Below are 18,341 nucleotides of genomic sequence, written 5' to 3' on the forward strand. Positions count from 1 at the left end.
ACTCCAATCAATGAAGGTGCTGGCGTTCGTAACACCGGTCGAAACGGTTGATTACTCAACCATAGGTGGGGATTGTTGATGAGCCGACGAGTCGAGGCGGCTATGGAACCGAACTGGCTGAACGCTCACGAAGACCGCGCATGGCGGGCCTCCGTGCACGCGCATCGTCAGCTCGTGGCTCACCTGATCCGGGACCTGTAGGAATCAGGCCTGTCCGGAGCCGAATCCTGCACAACCTGGCGACGAACTACGACTCGCCCGCTAAAGGGGAGCCTTTATAGCCGTCGTCGGCCCTTGGCTACTCGCTGTCCGGGATGGTGCGTCACCACCACTGCTCCGATCCGCGAGAGGTCAGGTGAATGTCTGCTTCGCGAACGTACCGGAGGTTGAACCTTTCCCGGCTGGAAGCCAGACTAGTAACCGTTACTAGTATTATCTACAGTAATCAAGACAGATGGGTCGAAAGTGCGATTCGAATCGCGATGGTTCGGCCCAATTCCTCTGAAAGGCAACGCCTGTGACTTCATCTCCTGGCACTGCAACGACGAAACGTCGCGTAGTTCATGTCGGCACCGGCATGACCGGAAGCGTGGCACTTCGCGCAATCATCGATGACCCGGCGCTGGACCTGATCGGGGTCAAAGTGTCCTCATCGACCAAGATCGGCGCAGACGCCGGTCAATTGTGCGGCCGCCCGGACGTGGGCATCGGGGCAACAGGCGACCTGGCGGAAATCTTGGGCAGCAAGCCGGATTGCGTCGCGTACTGCGCGACGGCCGTCCGACGTGAAGACGAGGTGATCGCTGACATCGTCGGCTATTTGGAAGCCGGCATCAACGTCGTCACCATCTCCGCGATCCCGATGGTGTATCCGCCTGCAGCTCCAGCGAAATGGCGTGATCCGATCGAACGCGCCGCGCGCGAGGGCGGTGCAACCTTCTACGCGACCGGATGTGAGCCGGGATTCGTGAGCCTCAATCTCCCTACCGCCTTGCTGGCCGGTGCGGGCGTGATCGACTCCTACCGGATGGATGAGTACGCCCTCGACCTCGACTTGGCCTATCCGATCTGGGAAGTCCTGCATGAATCGATGGGCTTCGGCAAACCTGACGGCCATGTTCCCATCCGCATCGCAGTCGGCAAGGTGAACAACGACTGGGAGCCCGTCGTCCGCTACATCGCCGACACGCTGTCCGTCGACGTCGACAAAGTGACGCTGGACTGGGAAACGATTTTGGCCCCGCACGACCTCGACACCGCACTCGGCGTGATCCGCGAAAACACGGTCTGCGCCCACCGCTGGCAACTCGCCGCGATCCATGCCGACCGTCCCGTCGTATCTGTTCAATACTTCGCGACAGTCACCTCCACACCATGGCCCGACACTTGGCCGCGCCCGGCACAACCCGGCCAGGGCGGAATGGTGTTCCGCATCGAAGGATCCCCCAATATGACCCTCGACCTCCGTCTCGACCCGGCCCAAGGCGACACCACCAACCCTGGCGTCGCCGCGACCGCTATGGCGGCGATCAACGCAATACCGGCGGTCATCGATGCTGCGCCTGGACTACTTTCCGTACCATTGGCAGGCCCGTCGATCGTCACCCGTCAAACCCGCCGCTGACATGGCAAGTGGTCCAACGCCGCCGCAATCACAGCGACGAGCGCGAGGCTCGCTGACCGCGGACGCGATTGTGGAGACCGCCTTCGCGGTAGCGGCAAACTCTTCAGTCGAGGACCTGAGCATTCCACTGGTCGCCAGATCGCTGGACGTGGGGGTAACCAGCATCTATTGGCACATTCGCAACAAATCTGAGCTTCTCGACGCCATGACCGATCGCGCCTTGCGCCGCAGCGGGTTGCCGCCCTTCGTGGAGTCAGACGATTGGCGCGAGTCGTTGATGGCGCACGCCCGCGGCGTGCGGCAGACGTTCCTCGCTGATCCCGTGTTGACCGATCTCATCCTCATTCGAGGCGTACTGAGCCCTATGGCGCAGCATCTCGGCGCAAAGGAGACGGAGAAAGCGATCTCCTGCATGATCCAATGCGGCCTCGATCAGTCGACGGCGCGCGAAACATATTCGGCTCTCTCCGAACTCGTCCAAGGTTCAATACTTCTCGATCGGCTGGCACACAAGCAGCGCGCAGCACGTGACGAGAAACTCGCCGATGACAGCGGGTCCGTCAATGACGCACCTCCACAAGACAATCGCGCGTTCGAGCTTCTCTTGACGTCCCTGATCGCCGCCGCCGGGCGCCGGAACATCGAGTGAGACAAGCGGTCCGGCTCTGCATTGTGGGTTCAAAGTCAGTCTTGGCGCAGTGCATGCACGCCGCTGAGCGATCCACCGAGCTGCATCACATTCCCGCCGTCGCGCAACCCGCCGACCGCGACCGGCGCAAAGCCGAGTCTGTCGGCGAAACGTTCAAACTTGTTGCGGGCCCCAGTATCGTCACCGGCGTAGAACACGATCTGCCGGCCCACGGCGTGGCGCGGATCGGCGGCGATGTAGCTGCCGTATAGCGTATTGAACGCCTTGATGACGGTGGCGCCGGCCAGGTGTCGAGCGACCCATTCGCTGCCGGTCTCGTCTCCCAGGTCGACGAATCCGGCGTAGGTGGGCTGGTATTGGGCGAACTGGTTGGTGACGTCGACGACGAGCCGGCCCGTCCAGTCCGGCACCGCTGCGGTCAGTTCTGGGATTTTGACGAAAGGTATGGCAAGGATGACAAGCTACGGCGACACCGGACACCCTTTCACTCTCGACCCCGCCGACGAGCCCGCCTTCGCACGCATCGCCGTTCGGGCCGGCCGTCGCGATCTGGCCGCCCGCGCGGCCGAATTTGCCGAACGACGTGCCCACATGAATCCAAGATGTTCGCCGATACAGACCGTCCACTCCCCCGCGCCGGTGCACTCGAGGACGCCGGGCGCGTCAACTCCCACCGCGACACCGCCATCCACCTACTCGACGAAGCTCACAACACCTACGCAAAGATCGGCGCACTGCGCGACGCCGCCCGTACCCGACAACGACTGCGGGCACTCGGTGCACGTCGCCGTCAGCCCACTGGAACGGCAAGCGCCGACCGATTGCGTGACCTCACTGCCTCCGAACGGGCCGTCGTTGATCTCGTCGCGCGCGGGGCCACCAATCGGGAGGTCGCAGCTCAGCTGTTCTTGTCCCCGCACACGGTCAGCACCCACCTGCGTCACGCATTCACCAAGACCGGCGTGCGCTCCCGTGTCGAACTCACCCGGTTGGCCACCCTCGGCGCACCCGAACCGAGTTGACCGGCATTGCCCCTGAGGGTCAGCGGTTGAGGTAAGCGCCCAGGCCGCCGAGTTCTTCGTCGGCGATGAACACCGAACGTACGTTGAGAAGCGCCTGCTCGACATGCAGGTCGCAACCCCACGCCGAGTCGCCCCAGGGATCGGCGACCTTGATCTCTGCCGGAGCGCCACACCCTTGCGATCCGCCCAATTCGCACCGCTCGGGGTGCGGGATGGCCGCTTGGGTGACTGCGGCGCTGCGCATCTCAGCAGCGAGTTGAGCGGCGATCTCGGCGCGCTGCTCGGCCTCGGCGCGCAACCGGTGCTCAGCGTCCAACGCTGATGCCAGCTGTGCCCGCGCCGCCTCGACCTCAGCTTCCGCCGCCGCCCTGGCCTGCTCGCTGCGGTGGCGTTCAATGGCCAGGGACGCGGTGTCGGCGAAAATCCGAGCCAGTGCAAGATCGTTGACTTGCGGGGCACGCGGGCTGCGGTGATACATAGCGAAGGTTCCCAGTAAGGCTCCGTCGCGTGCCAGGATCGGCGTCGACCAGCACGCAGCGAGCCCCGCACGCTGGGCCAGATCGCGGAAGTCCGTCCAGAACGCATCGACGGCGATATCGGTGACGATCACCGGTTCACGCCGGTGTGCGGCAGTGCCGCACGAGCCGACGCCTTCACCGGTGGCGATTCCGTCGATAGCGTTGTTGTAGAAGTCGGGCAGGCTCGGCGCGGCACCGTGGCGCAGGTGCCGCCCATCCGGGTCCGCGAGCAGCACCGAGACGAGCACTTGTTCAGGCGCGAGCTCCTCGATGGTGCGCGCCATCCCGTCCAGCACGTCGGGCAAAGGTGCTTCGCGGGCGATCTGTTCGACCAGTGCGCGCTGTTCGACCATCAGCCGCTGCGCGTGCTTGAGTTGGGTTGTCTCCACACCGATCAACCGCACACCGATCACCTGGCCCGCGTCGTCGCGACGCGGTTCGTAGGTGACCTCGAACGTGGACCGGCGGATATCGGCTCCGGCGCCGGCGATGTCGTGGCCCGCATACGGCTCACCGGTCCGATAGACCTGATCCAGTAGGGCAACGACGCCTTGGTCGCCGAGCTCGGGCGCCAAGTCAGCAAGTGGAAGTCCAGTGCGGGCTTGGTGCTCCCCGATCGCGGCGAAGAATGCCGGGCTGGCCTTCTCGACCACATGCCTTGAGCCTGCGAGCGAGGCATAAACGGTGGTGAACTGCCCGAACAATCCGCGCAAGTCATGCGATGTAGCGGAATCATGCCCGTCGAGTTCCGGGTGGGCTTGATTCGGCGCTGGGATCGTCACGATGCGGTCGCCTCTCGTCTGTACAACTGGAACGATTATCCCGTATGCCCAGCTAGCGGGAATCGACCCGGCCACATGACGCAAACTCCGTTCGCTTTTCGGAACGCCAGCAGTACTCGGCTTCGCTTTTCACACAGTCGGCACCGTGCCCCCGTCGACGACGACATCGGCGCCGACCATCGCCGACGCGGCATCGGAGACGAGGAACCCGACGACCTCGGCGATCTCGGCGGGTTGCGCAGGCCTACCCAGTGGAATGCCGCCCAAGGCGTCCATAACGGATTGCAGAGCTGCGTCGCGGTCGCCGGTGCCGGCGGCGGCGATCCGCGCAATGAGGTCTTCGGCGGCCTCGGTCTGAATAAACCCGGGCGACACCGTGTTGACGCGAATACCTTTCGGCGCCAACTCATTAGCCAATCCCTTACTGTAGGCGCGCAGCGCCGCCTTCGCCGCGGCGTACCCCAGGGTGCCGTCGAAAAGCGGCTGTCGGCTCTGGATGGACCCGACGTGCACGACCGCCCCGGAGCCCGCGTCGATCATCATGGGCAGGAGCGCCCGGTCCAGACGGACTGCGGCAAGCAGGTTCAGGTTGAGCTCATCTGCCCAGTCCTGATCGTTGAGCGTGGCGAAGCCGCCCGACGGAGCCCTGGAGCCGCCCGCAACATGCACAAGGATCTCGAGTCCGCCACGGTCACGGATCTGAGCGGCCACCTGCTCGACGCCAGCCGTCGAGGCGAGGTCCGCGGCGATGAAATCGTGTGCCTCCGCTCCGCCATGGCGCGCGACCGTGGTGACGTGAGCTCCGCGAGATCGCAGCCAGGTCGCCACGGCCGCGCCGGTCCCTTTGGTGCCTCCGGTGACGACTGCCCGCCTACCTTGCAGCGCGTTCACGCGTCGGCCCGAAAGACAGGCCAGCACAGCGAGGTGACCCATTGCGTGGAATCCTCAGTGTCCCAGAAGAATTGGTCGTAGTACTCCCGCAGCGGGCCTTCGACACTGATTTCGTGCTCGGTCGCGTATTCGCCGAGCGCGCTGTAGTCGAGGTCGACGTCGTCATGCGGGCCGTGGTAGGAGATGACGGCCAATTCCGCCGCCGGAATGGTCATCGGCACCACCCGCCCAATCGGTCGCACCTCACCGCGAACCGGGACGAAAACGGTAGTGCCACCGCGATCGTTGGCGAAAACATCAAACTCGAACAACGCTCCGAGCACCCCAGTGGGCGTGAGCAGATGGTCGGCCTGCACCGTCGCTCGCAATTCGCCTACCGCCCCCTGCCACCAGGGCAGCAACTCGTCGCGGTCGACCGTCGCCGTGATCGCCGCGGCCGAGGCATCGGCAACCGTGCGGTGTTCGATGCGCGAATCAGCGGCCGGCGCTTGCAGAATGGCCCGCAACGATTCCACGGCACTGCGCGTTGTCGCCAATTGGTTTTCGAGCCGTTCCAGGTGACCGCTGATCAATGCGTTGCGATCGGCCGGCGCAGAGACAAGTACGGCGCGCACGTCAGCCACCGGCATGCCGAGGTCACGTAGCCGACGGATTACCTGAGCGGTCGGTGCCTGATCGCTGGCGTAGTACCGGTAGCCAGTAGCCGGATCGACGCGACGCGGCTCAAGTAGCCCGACATCGTGGTAGTGGCGCAGTGTCTTTACCGACAGTTGCGTCATTCGGGAGAAGTCGCCAATCGACAGGATGCTGGTCACCGGCTCATTGTGAAGTCTCCCGTTGCGGGAGAGTCAAGGCCGGCCATTACCCTTGACTCTCCGGCAGCGTGAGAGTCCACGTTGGTGACATGACTACTCAACTTCACCCCGTCGCCCAACGTTATGTGGACGCGGTCAACACTTTCGATATCGATGCTGTGATGCGGACATTCGCCCCCGACGCTGTCGTCAACGACAACCAGCGCGAGTTCGCCAACTCGGAATCCATTCGCGCCTGGGTTGCCTCCGAGATCGTCGGTGACCACGTGACAATGCAGGCGATCCACGCCGACGAACGATCCGGCGTGACCGTGCTACGCGCCCGCTATGACGGTGACTATGACAAAACGGGTCTGCCTGACGAACTCGTGATCACCAACTACATCGTCGCCCGAGACGATCTCATAGCCGGCCTTTTCATCATCTTCAACCGCAGTCGTTGATATGCAACTGTCTCCCCACGCCGCTGACGGGCGCGGGGAGACAGTCGTAGATCCGACTAGTTGGGTGTCGACGGCGCAGGAAGTCCGCCAGGCGCCGGACCCGAGTTCTCTGGCACACCAGGCGCCGATTCTCCGGGGATGTTCGACGTCCAAATCAAGATGTCTTGCAATCCATCGTTATAGACCACACCATTTGGCGGCGCGCCCGTCACGTCAAAATACAGCGCGCCCGTTGACTCGTTGCCCTGTGGGATGGGTGCCGGGTTGAGGCCATTCGGTGCCGATGCCTTGTCGATCAGCTTGTAAGTCTGACCATTGGGCCCGCGGGCACTGAAGTTCCTTACTAGAGGCGTCACCACACCCGCATCCGACTTTGCGGTGATGTTGGCCTCGTAAAGGGTGCCTTTCGGGGTGTAGCCGGGGATGGCGATGGTGCTCGGCTGCAGGTTGCTCACAGTGTAGGAGGTGACAAGCGGCCCGGCGGTCAACTGCTGACTCACGCCAAACCCCTGTATCGCCGGTGCGGCGGAGGAGACTCCCGCGCCGAAAGTTGTTGCCGCAGCTATCCCCGCTGCAGCAATAGCCACCTTGACCGAATTCTTACCGAACCTCACAATGGGCTCCTTTATTTATGCAACATTGTTTGAGCGGCCAACCAGTCTGGGGAAAGGCCGCACTTGCTCTGCATAACCAGACGCAGACCAGCTCAAACAAGAAGCCTCATCCAATAGCTTTGTTGCGCCGGAATACCCACGAACGTGCGATTGAAAGTGCTTTTCGAGCAACATAATTCGGCTTGGTTGTTTACACCGGCACCATCTGCCACAGTTTCCGAAACTTAAGTATTAAGTCGGCCTTTCGATAAACCTCGAATGCCCCAAGCAACCACTCCTCCGGATTGCGCCCGGACACCACTCGATGCTTCTGGCGTACCCAAACGGGAGATGGTGGCGATGCTGGCCGGCGTGGTCCGGTCGCAGGGGCCGAGCCGTGACCCCGCTCTGGAGAATCTTCCCTCGTTCGCCGGACGCTGGTTCCGCAGGTACGCCCAGGAACCAAAATGCGCCGCGCACTGGTATTCGGTCGGCGCAGCACGTGGCTGACGAACCCGTTGAGACCTCGTCACGGATATGATCGCTCCATGCACGCGGCGCAGGTGGGCGGGTAATGGTCCGCAGTCACGGCTGGTCCGGCAACACGCCACGTTCTGACGAGGAGGCCATCAGCCGGATCCTCGATGCCGCCGACGCGTTGATCGCCGAACGCGGCTCCGCGATGCGCATCGCCGACGTCGCCCGCTCCTTGGGAGTGACCCGCCAGACGGTGTATCGCTACTTCCCCGGCACCGAGGCGCTGATGCTTGCCACCGCAATGCGCTCTGGCGACGGTTTCCTCGAGCAGCTGGCCAATCACGTACGCGGACAGACGGATCCTGCGACTGCGATCGTGGAAGGAGTTGCGTTCGCGATCGAGCATCTCTCTGAAGACCACCGGATCGGTTTCATGCTGAGCAAGCGAACTTCGAACTCCACGGGCACCACCCTGACCTCTGATACAGCCTTGGCATTTAGCCGCTCGATGCTGCACAGGTACGAAGTAGATTGGGAAAAAGCAGGTTTCGATGAGGATGCCCTCAGCGACCTCTCGGAATTCTGCCTTCGTGTGTTGCACTCATTTCTGGTGGACCGCGGTCAGGTCGTCCGAAGCGGAGCGGATCTCCGGCGCTTTCTGGCGCGTTGGATCGGGCCTGCCGTCATCTACCCGCAGCTCGCCGGCGCAATGGAGTCGTTGACCAAAATCACTGCACCGCAGCGGGTTCGACGCCGTTCGGCGTCATGAACGTCAGTTGGGCCCTCACGCGACGGGCAGTTTGAGCAACTGCTTGGTTTGCCAGTCCGTGATGTAGACGTCGCCGGCCGAATCAACTGCGATACCGCCGGGCTTGTGTATGCCGGTCATCGCGAGGACTTGCTGAGCCGAAGCGCCACTCGGCAGCTTGATCACCCGGTTGTTGCCCGTGTCGGTGACATAGATGGCGCCGTGAGCGTCCGCCGCGACACCACCCGGGTTCTTGAGGCCGGTAAACGGCAGCGTCTCAGGGGCTGGCGCTCCTGCCGCCAACTTCTGCGGCGCCGACTATCCGTACCAGCGTGCCCGTACCTATTGATACTGTGCCGACCACCATTGATACTCCTGATCCAGGGTATGAACCTTGTCTCCCCCGACGGATCCCATAATCAACTGAGCATCGACCGTCCACCTGACGTGCGGGTAGGTCCCCGATTTCACCCCGCCCGCACCTTTGCCGACTAGGCAGGACAGTTTGCCGTGTTGCTGCGGATTTGCCGAGCCGTGCCAGTCCTGCGGCGACGCGCCCCTGCCGGGGCACGCGACCAGACTTTCGCTCAGATCTGCCCGCGGTGGTTCGTTGAAGCCCCCGGACAGTGTTCCCGAGTCAGGAAAAAGCCAGTAGACGACTTGACTGGGTGCACCGTGATCGCACACAGCCCTGGCAATCGAGGTCGGTTGATCACCGTGCCCACCGCCGTCCACCTCGCACTGAAGTCCGGGGGGAAGCACGGCTTTCAATCGGTCAGTCGCGGCGGTCGTGGACGTCGTCGATTGGGTGCTGGTCGCGCCGGTGGTGGATGCCACCGATTGAGAGGTCTGCGCCGAATGGGGGGCACCGCTACAGCTCACCGAGGCGATGATCATCAGCGGAGCCAAAAGGGCGCCATATCGAATATGGGCAGCTTGCACTCGCACGACGAATAGCCTATCCCGACTCATCGCGCGCGATGAGTTCGTCGGTTGCGCAATTCCCGATTTTGACGCCGATCAAATCGACGATGGGCCGCCGCACGTATCATGCATTGATGACGTATCCGGTCCTTAACGCGCCATTTTCAGTTGTCGAACGATATTGATGCACAACAGGTTTACCGTTTTACGACCGCGGACGGCACCTGTCGCACAGCCGGCCTGACCCGATGAACCCGAATCTCGACACCGCCCTCACCATCGCCGAGTTCGTATTCAGCGCACTGTTCGTATTCTTTTGCGTTCCGTTTGGGATCTTCACCGCCGCCATGGCCATGAATCAGCAACGGCCACAACCTGGCCGGCTCGACTTCCTGCAACGCACCGCCGCATTCGTCCTTCCTCCGCTGCTGCTTTTCGCCACCTATATTGCGGCGATCGCGCTCGCCAGCCAAGCGAGCGGACTGACCTTTTTCTATCCGCTCGTCGCGGTGCCCTGCGGTCTGGCAGCGTGGTACTTCACGCTGGTTGGCCTCACCGAGTGGTTGCAGCACACCCGCATAGCTGGACCCTTTGTCGAAGACCCCAAGAGGCACGCCGCCGCGAGTTCGCAGTCAGAACCGTGGACAGCCCCGCCAAGGCGATCGTCGCGGTGACCGAGTATCTGCGTGTAATGGGAATTGATCACCCGACAACTGATTTAGTTGCAGATCCATTCGAGGCCGGCTGGTTGGTGTACAACCCGTCGCGGGCAGATCAAGCGGCGTTTCTCGTCAAGGGCGGCGGACGGGTTGAACGTCGTCGTCGGTGACCCCGACGTGGCACACCATCCAACCGAAGTCAGGGCGATTGGCGGCCAGGGCTCTGGGACGATAGCTTCCTGGGGTGATGTTCTCAGCTGCTAGAGCAGTCGGGCGATGGATCGCCCCCGCCGTCACGGTTGCGGCCGTTGCCAGCATAGGTCTCGTCGCCCACCCTGCGACGCACCCCGCGCACGCCCCGGCGGTGCGACTGGCCAGCGACGCCAACCCGCTGGGGGGCGGGAACTTCTACGTCAATCCCAACTCAGCGGCCATGCGGGCCGCGCAGGCGGCCAATCCGCCAAGTCCGCAATTGACCGGTATCGCCAATACACCACAGGCGTACTGGGTAGTCCCGGGCGGCTCGGCAGCCACCGTCGCGAAATACGCCGGCGACGCGGCGGCTGCCGGCGCAGTGCCGGTATTCACGCTGTACGGAATCCCGCACCGTGACTGTGGCAGCTATGCCGCAGGCGGGTTCGGGTCGGCCGGCGAATACCGAGGCTGGATCGACGGCATCGCCGCCGACATAGGCGGTGCGCCGGCGGCGATCATCGTCGAACCGGATGCTCTCGCTATGGCCGACTGCTTGTCGGGTGACCAGCGCCAGGAACGCTACGACTTGATTCGCTACGCCGTCGACGCACTGAGCCGCAATCCGGCCGCCGCCGTATACATCGATGCGGGTCACCTGCGCTGGCACAGCCCTGACGACATGGCCGGCAGGCTCAACAGCGCCGGTATCGGACACGCGCGGGGTTTCAGCGTCAACGTGGCGAACTTCTACACGACCGAGGACGAAATCGGTTACGGCGAAGCGATTTCGGGCCTGACGAACGGTTCGCACTACGTTGTCGACACCTCGCGCAACGGAGTCGGACCCGCCGCCGACCCTGATCACAGCTGGTGCAACCCCAGCGGCCGGGCGCTGGGCAGTCCGCCCACTTCGGCCACCGGTGGCGCGCATGCCGATGCCTACCTGTGGATCAAGCGTCCCGGTGAATCAGACGGCACGTGCGGGAAGGGCGATCCGCCGGCGGGCACGTTCGTCAATCAGTACGCCATCGACCTGGCGAGCGCCGCGGGCCGTTAAGGGGCCCACCCGGGCTACACGCAACTCGCAGATGTTGGCCTGGACCACATCCGCGGCGCTACTCACACCGGACAGCACCAACAGGCTCAGGAGCCCGGGAGTTCGCTCTGGCGATATCGGTGTCGAGCCGGTCGTTCCAGACCGGTTCGTCCCAGCTGGAAAGCACATTCGTGACGGGTCTCACCAATTTCGCAGCGTCGCCGGCAAGCGGCGTACTCCTCGGCGCGTTGGGGCCTTTCGTCAGCCCTGGCGTGGCGTTGTGGAACAGCGCGGAAAACGTTTTCGCCGACCTCACCAATGCGAATGCGACTGCCGCCCTTGGTCATCTCGTCGACATGCCGGCAGATGTCGTCGACGCGTTCTTCAACGGCGCTACCCTCAACCTCGATGCGCTGGCACCGACGTTCCAGCCTTTCGTCGTTGCCGGCTCCGACGGTGGAGAACGACTCGACGGCCTCGGCTTCGCGTTCGGCGGGCTATTCAGCCCGGGACAGGTGGTAAGCGGCGCCAACGGGCCGTCGTACTACGGCACCGGCGGTTCGATCCTGAACGCTTTGGGGCTGGAACTCAGTTTCTATCCGCCGGACGACTTTGCCGGTGGGACCCTCAGCGCTCCCTCGATACCGGTGGGTCCGATCGCCGCCGCGGCGGGGCTGATCAGCATCCTCGGAAATGCATTGGGCGGCACCCTTCTGGCACCCTGAAGCTAGCGACTCTCAATACAGGATCCGAGCTTTCGCGGCGGCGAACTCGTCATCCGACAGCGCACCGGTGGAGTGCAATTCGGCGAGAATTTTTAGCTGTGTCGCGATGTCCGTATCCTGCGCCGGCGGCGTCCTGTGGTCGTCGTCGGACGCAGCGACACCGTCATTCGATGCGCTGACCAATGCGGACGGCGACGCCAGCAAGGTCTGCGCTGCCGTCTGCAGCGATCGGATCGACGACAGGATTCTGTCGTCGGGTTTCTTCGCTGTGTACGTCTTCACACCTGACCGTTGCCCGGTGATTTTCACGTACGCCTTTCGGCCCGTCGAATCACTGTCGTGCGAGAAGTCGATGAGGCGATCTCGCCTGCTGGTGAAGATCGGCCCCTTGGTGGTGAAGGTGCCGTCCTGGTACAGCGTGAGGATCGTCCCCGCTTTATCGATCGTTCCGGTTGCCCATGCCTGTTCCGAAGGTTGCGCCTGTCGCACCGCCTGCTTCAGTCCTTCGGCGAGATCTCTGGCTTCCTTGAGTCCGATGTTCTCGACGCCGACGGCCTCGAGGATCAGATTGATCGCTGCGACTTTCTTCTTTTGTGCCAAAAGGTCCGCGATCTGCTGACGTACCTCGCGCGGGAGTGCGCCTAGCGTCGGGTGACTCGCGAACGGACCATGGCCAGTGGTTTCGCCATCGAAGGAAAAGTTCTGCTGCTCATCCATGACTCATACCCCCGCCGGCACCCTCGTTGCCGCCGCACGCATTTCGTTACGCAGCGTGGTGAACTCCGAGATCGTCTTGGTCGACACAGAGGCAACCGGTCGGGTATTACGGCCTGTTGCTTCGGCTTTGGACACCATCACCACGCTGTCGATGTAGGGCTGAATGGTGGTGGCGTTCTGCACTGTTGCGACGATCACCAGTTGGAAGCCGAACTTGCGGAACGCCTGTAATGCCTGCTGAGCGAATTGCGGGTCGGACTTGGAGAACGCCTCGTCGAGCATCAGCTGCGCGAAAACGGGCCTGTTGTCTGCACTTTCGAGACTGGCCAGGTTGAAGCTCAGCGCGCCGGCCAGGCAGAACGCCATCAGCTTCTCCTGCTCGCCGCCAGAGTTGTCGCCGGCGTTGCTGTGCGTCCGGATGAGTTCCTCACTGCTGACGTCCCATTCAGCACAATCGAAGGTGAACCGGTTGCGCACATCCAACGCGTCTCGCGTCCACGCCTTGTCCTCGGGCGCGCTCGACGCCAGCCGGTTGCGGAGCCGCAGGATGTCGGCATACTGATCGAGGATCGCCTGCTTGTCCCCCAGTCCGACCTCGGCGATGCGGCGCGAGATGGCCCGTACGACCTCGGTCAGTTCGGCGACCGCCTGAAGATGCCGCGGCGTGGCCCGCAGCGTTAATCGGGTGCCGCGGTTGAACTCCACCGCACCCAGACCGGTATTGACGCGGTCGATCTGCTCGCTGATACGTCGCGCCTCCTGTTCAGCGACACGATGCAACGTCAGGATGGCGTCCGGAGCCTGCTCGGTGACCAATCGCAGCATTCGCTCATAGGCTTCGGGCAGTTCGCGTTCGTCGATGTGTTTGCACAGAGCGACGTAGTCGTAGACCCGCTCGTCGAAGTTGTCGCTGTCGTTGGGAATCGCGTCCGGGAACGACGTATCGAAAGTGTTGAGAATGCGGGCCAATTCATCGTAGGAGCGGCGCCTGCTGTCTCGTAGTTGGTCGCGCTCCTTTCTGATGGCGCTGAACAGCGCATCGCGGTGCGGTTCCGGATCCAGCAACTCCAGCGACACGGGCAACGACGCGGCGTAACGGTGTAGCAGCTCGGTCAGCGGCTCGGACACGAACGTTGGTGAGAGCCGATCCTGCAGGTCAAGTAGTCGGGTACGGCGTTGGTCGAGACTGTCACGGCGGGTCTGGACCGCGCCCCGGCGCGTCATCAATCTTTGTATCTGCGACCAGCATTCATCGGCGCGCGCGTTGAGCGCCTCGAGGTCGGGGTGGTCGGCGACCAGCAGCTCGTACTGCTCGCGCAGGCGGTCTGCGTGCCCATCAGCGGTTTCGGAGTCGATCTGACTCCACTGCGGGTAGCGCTCGCAGATCGCTTTGCACGCCGCCGCGCGGTCGCGCCACTGTTGGCGTCGGGCGGCGATTTCGTCAGCAATCCGTCTGGCCTTCAAGTAGCTCTCCTCGGCGGCGCCGAGTTCCAGGGTGAGCGCGTTGATCTTGGCCGACACGTCGCCTTGGTAGAGGTAGTCGGACTGCTTGACCGGGCGTCGATCGTCCTTGACCGCCAACCGGTCTGAGTCCTTATAGAGCCCTGCGTCGGTGACCGCCCGGCGGAATCGGGGGAAGACGTCGGGACTGTCGACGCAGATATGGTCGCCGGCGTCCGCGATGATATCCACGGCTTCAGCGGCGCATTGATGTGTGGGGTCGACCGCGAACAGTTTGCCCGCCAACGTGTTCGGCTCGAGATCTGCCGGCGCGGCACCGAGGAATTTCGCCCGGACGTGGTGCAACTGCAAGCGGCCGCGCATGTTGGTCTCATTGACGAACCGCAGCACCGCAGCCCAGTGCTGGTCTGGAACCAGCAGCCGCAGGCCCGCGCCGCGCAGTACCTTCTCGACCGCGAGACGCCAACGCGTCTGGTCGGGCTTGAGGTCCAGTAGTTCGGCGATGTAGGGAAGCTCGGCCGGGTCAGCTCCCACGGCGGCGCAGATGTGTTCGCGCATCCCGAGAGCGAATTCGGGCAGTGCCGAAACCACGTGTTCGACGCGGCGCAGCTCTTTGGAGGCCTCATCGCGAACGATGCGGGCGGACTTCTGCGCATACTCCGCGTCGGTGGAGGCCTCACGGCCGCGTTCGACCTTGGCCAACATTTCGGTGGCCTGCGCCAGCAGATCCTCGCGTAGGTTCCAGAATTCCTCGGCGGTCTCGGGAGTCGGGACGTCCTGGGCAGCGAGCAGCTCTTCATAGGCCGCGCGGCGGCGGCTGATCTGTTCGGCCTCCGCCTCGGCGGCGGTCACCTGCGATTGCAGCGGGGCGGTGTTCACACTGGAGCCGCTGATCTGGGCATTGAGTGAATCCGCTTCGGCCTTAGCCAGATTGAGTGAACGGGTGACGTCTTCGTACTCGTTCTCGAGTTGGTCGATGGTGCCGTCGAGCGATGCGACCTGAGCGGGGCACTGCGCCAGCCGGACGTGGTCGGTGAACGCCCGCACCATCGGCACGTCGACCAGGTCGATGATTCCGAGGTCCGAGGACTCCGATGCATAGCGATGCTGGACCTGCTCGATGTCGCCGAGGATCTTGCGCTTGCGCTGCGCGACCGCAAGCAGTTCGCGAGCTTCGACCAGCGGATCGATCTGCTTGAGTGCCTCGGGCAGTCGGGTGACGCTGTCGGGTTCGTCGAGCATGAAGTCTCGTACGAATTGCTCAAGTCCACCAACGCTTTTCAGCGACTTGGCTTTGCCGAGGAGCTGCTGCGCCGCATCGGATGCGCGAATCCCGATGGTGGCGTACAGCTGTGCCAGATACTGAGACTCAACCTTGGTAGAGAGCCGCCAGACCTCCTTGAACACGCTGGCGTCAAAACGGTTGGCCGCCCACCGGTTACACACATCCTCGATGTCCAGGTCGCCGTCACCCAACACGAATCGGCTCGACGAATCATTGCGGGAGTCTCCGGTGAGCCATTTGAGTACCAGACCGGTGACCGATCGGCCGGTGTCACTGGCGTAGGTAACCGCGACGGCGGACCACGCGGTACCGTCGCCGCGCAGGTACATCACCCGACTGGTCCCGCCGTCGCTACGCTGACCCCACGCGCCCCGCACGTACTTGTCCACGGTGCGTCGGCCCGCGCTTGATCCGGCTGCGGTGTTGTCACCGGAAGCATTGAAGTTGCGCCGGTTGAACGGCAGAAAGCCTAGCGAAATCGCGTCCAGCAGTGACGATTTCCCACTTCCCGAGGCGCCGGCGATCAGTGCGCCGCCGCTGCTGAACGGGATCGAGTGGTATCCGTCGAAGACGCCCCAGTTGACGATCTGCAGACGGGACAGATGGAATTGTTCAGTCATCGAACTCGACTTCTTCGCTTGAGTCCTGTGGTGCGCCGCCGTTGAGTAGCTGTTCAAATTGCTGTTGCAGTTCGCTGATCACCGAGGCGGTCATGATCGCGCTGATTACGGGGCTGATGGTGTAGCTGTCCTCGTCGTCGCGGCTCTTGCGCAGGATCTCCAGGCCGGCAAGTCGCGCGATGGCGGCGTCGATGCGGGCGGCAAAGGTGACGTCGTCTCGATCGGTGTCGTTGAGCACGCCAGAAAACAGCGCGTGCATCTCTTCGCGGCTGATCAGCACCGGCCCGCCGCCGGCCGCCCGCATCATCTGAGCCAGGTGCAACGCCAGGATCGAGTCGTAGGTACCGAGCGGCTCGCGGCGCAGAAGCTTGATACCCCGGGCAGATTCGTAGCGGGCCTGTTCGATGAAGGCCACTTCAGTGCCTTCGATGATGCGCAGCAGCAAGTCGAGTTCGGAGAGCCGGACCGACAACTGGTTGCGATACTCGACAACCCAGCTGTAGATGTCGGTGTCGGCTTCGGCGCTGATGTAGCGGCGGTTGAGCAGGTGCTGCAGGGCCCAGCAGGCACGGTCGGGAAGTTCGGAGACGTCGCCGTCGAATCGCGGCCTGCGCTGAATCGGAGTTCGAACCGCCTGGTCCACCTGCGGCAGCGACGAGAAGTCGATGTCAGCTTCTTCTTGTCGGGGGGTCATGTGCCGGCTCCCGCGAATGTGGTGATCGATTCGGTGAATGCCAAACGGGGAAGGCCGATTTCGCGGTCGGTGCCGTCCAGCGATCGGAACCGGACGATCACCGACTCGGCGGCATCTTGCGCGGGATCTGGTTGGGTCTGTTTGAGCGCCCAGGACCACAGCACGATGACGTGACCCAGGTAGGCGGTATCGAGCATGGCAACGGCGTCCGGCAAGGTGACTGGCCCCTTGCGAATGGCGGTGTTGAGCATGTCCGCCATGGCGGGCGCGTCGACCTGGGTGGTGAGCGCTGCGAAGCTGGTCAGGTCGACTTCACCGGTCGCAGCCTTCGCAGGTGCCGGATTGGACAAGTCGCCGATCTTAAAGCTCAGTGCGCCAACGGAAGTGATGGCGTGACGGGCCAACGGAACATCGATGTCGAGACGTGAGTCGATCAACGAGGACTTGAGCAGCGCGCGGGCAGCGCCGATGGCCTCGTTGAGTTGGCGGGCCACGCCGCGACTTTGTTCCATGATGCCAAATGCGGTGAACCGCTTGACCCGCTGGGCGCAGCGCTGCTGGATCCGCTCGACCTCGTCGATCTGGTGCCCGACAAGCTCGAAGAAGCTGGCCATGACCTTGCGCAGGGCGGGGTCGAGGGCGGGCAGCGCCTCGGCGACGGCGGTGACATCGGCCTCGAACTCCGCACGCTGGTCAGGATCGTTGATCATGCGCAGGAAAGCGCGGTGCGAGTCGCGCCCTTGTGAGTCCCAGGCTGCCTGGTAGTCGGTGTACATCTGGCGTTGCCGGTCGCGGTACTCGAGGTTGCTGTCGATGGGCTCGTCGAGGGCTGCGGTGGCCTGCTCGATCATCGTGCCGTACTGGCCGATGTCGGTGATCAACCGTTCCATCTGCAGGGCGATCGCGCGGGCTTCGTCGTAGCAGTCGGTGACGTCTGGCTGCGGGCGTTGGCCGGCGTCGAGTTCGTCAAGAGCGTGGTGCAGGGCGGCGATCTCGACCTCGATCTGCCTGCGAATGCGGGCAGGGTCGCTGTCGACGCGCAACGCGACCTGTTTGAGACGCGATGCGATGCCGGTGATCGACCCACCGGTCGCGATGGTGTCCTGGCGCCTCATGCCGCGAAGAAAGTCCAGCGCCCGACGGGTGTCCTGAGTGAGGTAGCAAATATTCCGCTCGTGGCCGGCGCGAACATCGACGATACGGTGCAGCCATCCCTGGCTGGCCCACGACTTGATCAACGCCAGGCCGGACTGTGCTTCACCGATCTGTTCGAGGTCGCGTTCCAGGCGCACCACCAATTCGGCCTCGGGGAGGGCGGCATCGCCGAGGTGACGTTCCATCAGCGTCGCGTAGACGCCCAAGTTGAGCGTGGCAAGCAGTCGGATGACCCGGGATCCCTGCAGTTCGCGGTTGAGATCAAGCAGTTCCGCGACCGACAGACCCGTGTTGTCGTCCACTGTCAC

The 18,341-nt window shown here is 63.4% G+C and carries 22 protein-coding genes; 11 read left to right on the forward strand and 11 right to left on the reverse strand.

Annotated features, from left to right (window positions below; translation table 11 throughout):
- Nucleotides 1-78 precede the first annotated feature (78 nt).
- The 3 genes from ACZY1I_RS25045 to ACZY1I_RS25055 all read left to right on the forward strand — a co-directional run bounded on the left by ACZY1I_RS25045 (nt 79) and on the right by ACZY1I_RS25055 (nt 2,273).
- Complete coding sequence (locus tag ACZY1I_RS25045) at nt 79-201, forward strand: hypothetical protein (protein WP_463758717.1); 123 nt, start codon at nt 79-81, stop codon at nt 199-201.
- A gap of 505 nt (nt 202-706) precedes the next feature.
- The gene (locus ACZY1I_RS25050; protein WP_463759286.1) at nt 707-1,624 is read left to right on the forward strand and encodes a dihydrodipicolinate reductase; all 918 of its coding nucleotides are present in this window, start codon (nt 707-709) and stop codon (nt 1,622-1,624) included.
- A 70-nt stretch (nt 1,625-1,694) separates the two neighbouring features.
- On the forward strand, nt 1,695-2,273 hold the full coding sequence (locus ACZY1I_RS25055; protein ID WP_463758719.1) for a TetR/AcrR family transcriptional regulator: 579 nt from the start codon (nt 1,695-1,697) through the stop codon (nt 2,271-2,273).
- 35 nt (nt 2,274-2,308) lie between these two features.
- On the opposite strand, the gene ACZY1I_RS25060 is transcribed toward ACZY1I_RS25055, so the two are convergent.
- Nucleotides 2,309-2,683: an NADPH-dependent F420 reductase gene (locus ACZY1I_RS25060; RefSeq protein ID WP_463758721.1), complete on the reverse strand. Its 375-nt coding sequence runs from the start codon at nt 2,681-2,683 to the stop codon at nt 2,309-2,311.
- A gap of 192 nt (nt 2,684-2,875) precedes the next feature.
- Between ACZY1I_RS25060 and ACZY1I_RS25065 the strand changes: the two genes are divergently transcribed.
- Nucleotides 2,876-3,295, forward strand: coding sequence for a helix-turn-helix transcriptional regulator (locus ACZY1I_RS25065; RefSeq protein WP_463758723.1), 420 nt, complete (start codon nt 2,876-2,878; stop codon nt 3,293-3,295).
- A 19-nt stretch (nt 3,296-3,314) separates the two neighbouring features.
- Here the strand turns inward: ACZY1I_RS25065 and ACZY1I_RS25070 are convergent, their stop codons facing one another.
- From ACZY1I_RS25070 to ACZY1I_RS25080, 3 genes are all read right to left on the reverse strand, one after another.
- Nucleotides 3,315-4,595, reverse strand: coding sequence for a GAF domain-containing protein (locus ACZY1I_RS25070; protein ID WP_463758725.1), 1,281 nt, complete (start codon nt 4,593-4,595; stop codon nt 3,315-3,317).
- A gap of 129 nt (nt 4,596-4,724) precedes the next feature.
- Entirely contained in the window at nt 4,725-5,528 is an 804-nt protein-coding gene (locus ACZY1I_RS25075; protein ID WP_463758728.1) for an SDR family oxidoreductase, read from the reverse strand.
- Nucleotides 5,483-6,301, reverse strand: coding sequence for a MerR family transcriptional regulator (locus tag ACZY1I_RS25080; RefSeq protein WP_463758733.1), 819 nt, complete (start codon nt 6,299-6,301; stop codon nt 5,483-5,485). The genes ACZY1I_RS25075 and ACZY1I_RS25080 overlap by 46 nt, the downstream gene beginning before the upstream one ends.
- An 89-nt stretch (nt 6,302-6,390) precedes the next feature.
- Here ACZY1I_RS25080 and ACZY1I_RS25085 point away from each other — a divergent pair, with 89 nt between their 5' ends.
- A complete protein-coding gene (locus ACZY1I_RS25085) occupies nt 6,391-6,744 on the forward strand; it encodes a nuclear transport factor 2 family protein (protein ID WP_463758736.1) in 354 nt (117 codons plus the stop codon).
- Nucleotides 6,745-6,800: 56 nt separating this feature from the next.
- Here ACZY1I_RS25085 and ACZY1I_RS25090 read toward each other — a convergent pair whose 3' ends face one another.
- Nucleotides 6,801-7,358, reverse strand: coding sequence for an MPT63 family protein (locus tag ACZY1I_RS25090; RefSeq protein WP_463758738.1), 558 nt, complete (start codon nt 7,356-7,358; stop codon nt 6,801-6,803).
- A gap of 258 nt (nt 7,359-7,616) precedes the next feature.
- Between ACZY1I_RS25090 and ACZY1I_RS25095 the strand changes: the two genes are divergently transcribed.
- Together ACZY1I_RS25095 and ACZY1I_RS25100 are read left to right on the forward strand one after the other, a co-directional pair.
- Nucleotides 7,617-7,847 carry a hypothetical protein gene (locus tag ACZY1I_RS25095; RefSeq protein ID WP_463758740.1) on the forward strand — a complete coding sequence of 77 codons (231 nt, stop codon included), beginning with the start codon at nt 7,617-7,619 and terminating at the stop codon, nt 7,845-7,847.
- A 64-nt stretch (nt 7,848-7,911) separates the two neighbouring features.
- Nucleotides 7,912-8,583 carry a TetR/AcrR family transcriptional regulator gene (locus ACZY1I_RS25100; protein WP_463758742.1) on the forward strand — a complete coding sequence of 224 codons (672 nt, stop codon included), beginning with the start codon at nt 7,912-7,914 and terminating at the stop codon, nt 8,581-8,583.
- 15 nt (nt 8,584-8,598) lie between these two features.
- On the opposite strand, the gene ACZY1I_RS25105 is transcribed toward ACZY1I_RS25100, so the two are convergent.
- Together ACZY1I_RS25105 and ACZY1I_RS25110 are read right to left on the reverse strand one after the other, a co-directional pair.
- Nucleotides 8,599-8,865 (reverse strand): hypothetical protein, encoded by a 267-nt coding sequence (locus tag ACZY1I_RS25105; protein WP_463758744.1) that lies wholly within the window; start codon nt 8,863-8,865, stop codon nt 8,599-8,601.
- Nucleotides 8,866-8,904: 39 nt separating this feature from the next.
- On the reverse strand, nt 8,905-9,510 hold the full coding sequence (locus tag ACZY1I_RS25110) for a hypothetical protein (protein WP_463758746.1): 606 nt from the start codon (nt 9,508-9,510) through the stop codon (nt 8,905-8,907).
- A gap of 224 nt (nt 9,511-9,734) precedes the next feature.
- Here ACZY1I_RS25110 and ACZY1I_RS25115 point away from each other — a divergent pair, with 224 nt between their 5' ends.
- From ACZY1I_RS25115 to gjpA, 4 genes are all read left to right on the forward strand, one after another.
- Entirely contained in the window at nt 9,735-10,160 is a 426-nt protein-coding gene (locus tag ACZY1I_RS25115; RefSeq protein WP_463758749.1) for a hypothetical protein, read from the forward strand.
- Nucleotides 10,157-10,315, forward strand: coding sequence for a hypothetical protein (locus ACZY1I_RS25120; protein WP_463758751.1), 159 nt, complete (start codon nt 10,157-10,159; stop codon nt 10,313-10,315). Before ACZY1I_RS25115 ends, ACZY1I_RS25120 begins: the two co-directional genes overlap by 4 nt.
- 74 nt (nt 10,316-10,389) lie before the next feature.
- Entirely contained in the window at nt 10,390-11,397 is a 1,008-nt protein-coding gene (locus ACZY1I_RS25125) for a glycoside hydrolase family 6 protein (protein ID WP_463758754.1), read from the forward strand.
- Nucleotides 11,398-11,516: 119 nt separating this feature from the next.
- Nucleotides 11,517-12,101: an outer membrane porin GjpA gene (gjpA, locus tag ACZY1I_RS25130; RefSeq protein WP_463758758.1), complete on the forward strand. Its 585-nt coding sequence runs from the start codon at nt 11,517-11,519 to the stop codon at nt 12,099-12,101.
- 12 nt (nt 12,102-12,113) lie between these two features.
- On the opposite strand, the gene ACZY1I_RS25135 is transcribed toward gjpA, so the two are convergent.
- From ACZY1I_RS25135 to ACZY1I_RS25150, 4 genes are read right to left on the reverse strand one after another with little or no spacing between them, the layout of a single operon-like run.
- Nucleotides 12,114-12,818 carry an SHOCT domain-containing protein gene (locus ACZY1I_RS25135; RefSeq protein ID WP_463758760.1) on the reverse strand — a complete coding sequence of 235 codons (705 nt, stop codon included), beginning with the start codon at nt 12,816-12,818 and terminating at the stop codon, nt 12,114-12,116.
- 3 nt (nt 12,819-12,821) lie between these two features.
- A complete protein-coding gene (locus tag ACZY1I_RS25140) occupies nt 12,822-16,184 on the reverse strand; it encodes an ATP-binding protein (protein ID WP_463758764.1) in 3,363 nt (1,120 codons plus the stop codon).
- Nucleotides 16,177-16,878 (reverse strand): DUF4194 domain-containing protein, encoded by a 702-nt coding sequence (locus ACZY1I_RS25145; RefSeq protein ID WP_463758766.1) that lies wholly within the window; start codon nt 16,876-16,878, stop codon nt 16,177-16,179. The genes ACZY1I_RS25140 and ACZY1I_RS25145 overlap by 8 nt, the downstream gene beginning before the upstream one ends.
- Complete coding sequence (locus ACZY1I_RS25150; protein WP_463758770.1) at nt 16,875-18,341, reverse strand: DUF3375 domain-containing protein; 1,467 nt, start codon at nt 18,339-18,341, stop codon at nt 16,875-16,877. The genes ACZY1I_RS25145 and ACZY1I_RS25150 overlap by 4 nt, the downstream gene beginning before the upstream one ends.

The sequence above is a fragment of the Mycobacterium sp. IDUB_37 genome, from assembly GCF_055419245.1.

Excerpts from the sequence above, each read along its gene's own strand:
- ACZY1I_RS25045 (WP_463758717.1), top strand. The coding sequence starts at position 79 with ATGAGCCGACGAGTCGAGGCGGCTATGGAACCGAACTGGCTGAACGCT.
- ACZY1I_RS25065 (WP_463758723.1), top strand. The coding sequence starts at position 2,876 with ATGTTCGCCGATACAGACCGTCCACTCCCCCGCGCCGGTGCACTCGAG.
- ACZY1I_RS25075 (WP_463758728.1), bottom strand. The coding sequence starts at position 5,528 with ATGGGTCACCTCGCTGTGCTGGCCTGTCTTTCGGGCCGACGCGTGAAC.
- ACZY1I_RS25085 (WP_463758736.1), top strand. The coding sequence starts at position 6,391 with ATGACTACTCAACTTCACCCCGTCGCCCAACGTTATGTGGACGCGGTC.
- ACZY1I_RS25095 (WP_463758740.1), top strand. The coding sequence starts at position 7,617 with ATGCCCCAAGCAACCACTCCTCCGGATTGCGCCCGGACACCACTCGAT.
- ACZY1I_RS25100 (WP_463758742.1), top strand. The coding sequence starts at position 7,912 with ATGGTCCGCAGTCACGGCTGGTCCGGCAACACGCCACGTTCTGACGAG.
- ACZY1I_RS25115 (WP_463758749.1), top strand. The coding sequence starts at position 9,735 with ATGAACCCGAATCTCGACACCGCCCTCACCATCGCCGAGTTCGTATTC.
- ACZY1I_RS25135 (WP_463758760.1), bottom strand. The coding sequence starts at position 12,818 with ATGGATGAGCAGCAGAACTTTTCCTTCGATGGCGAAACCACTGGCCAT.
- ACZY1I_RS25140 (WP_463758764.1), bottom strand. The coding sequence starts at position 16,184 with ATGACTGAACAATTCCATCTGTCCCGTCTGCAGATCGTCAACTGGGGC.
- ACZY1I_RS25145 (WP_463758766.1), bottom strand. The coding sequence starts at position 16,878 with ATGACCCCCCGACAAGAAGAAGCTGACATCGACTTCTCGTCGCTGCCG.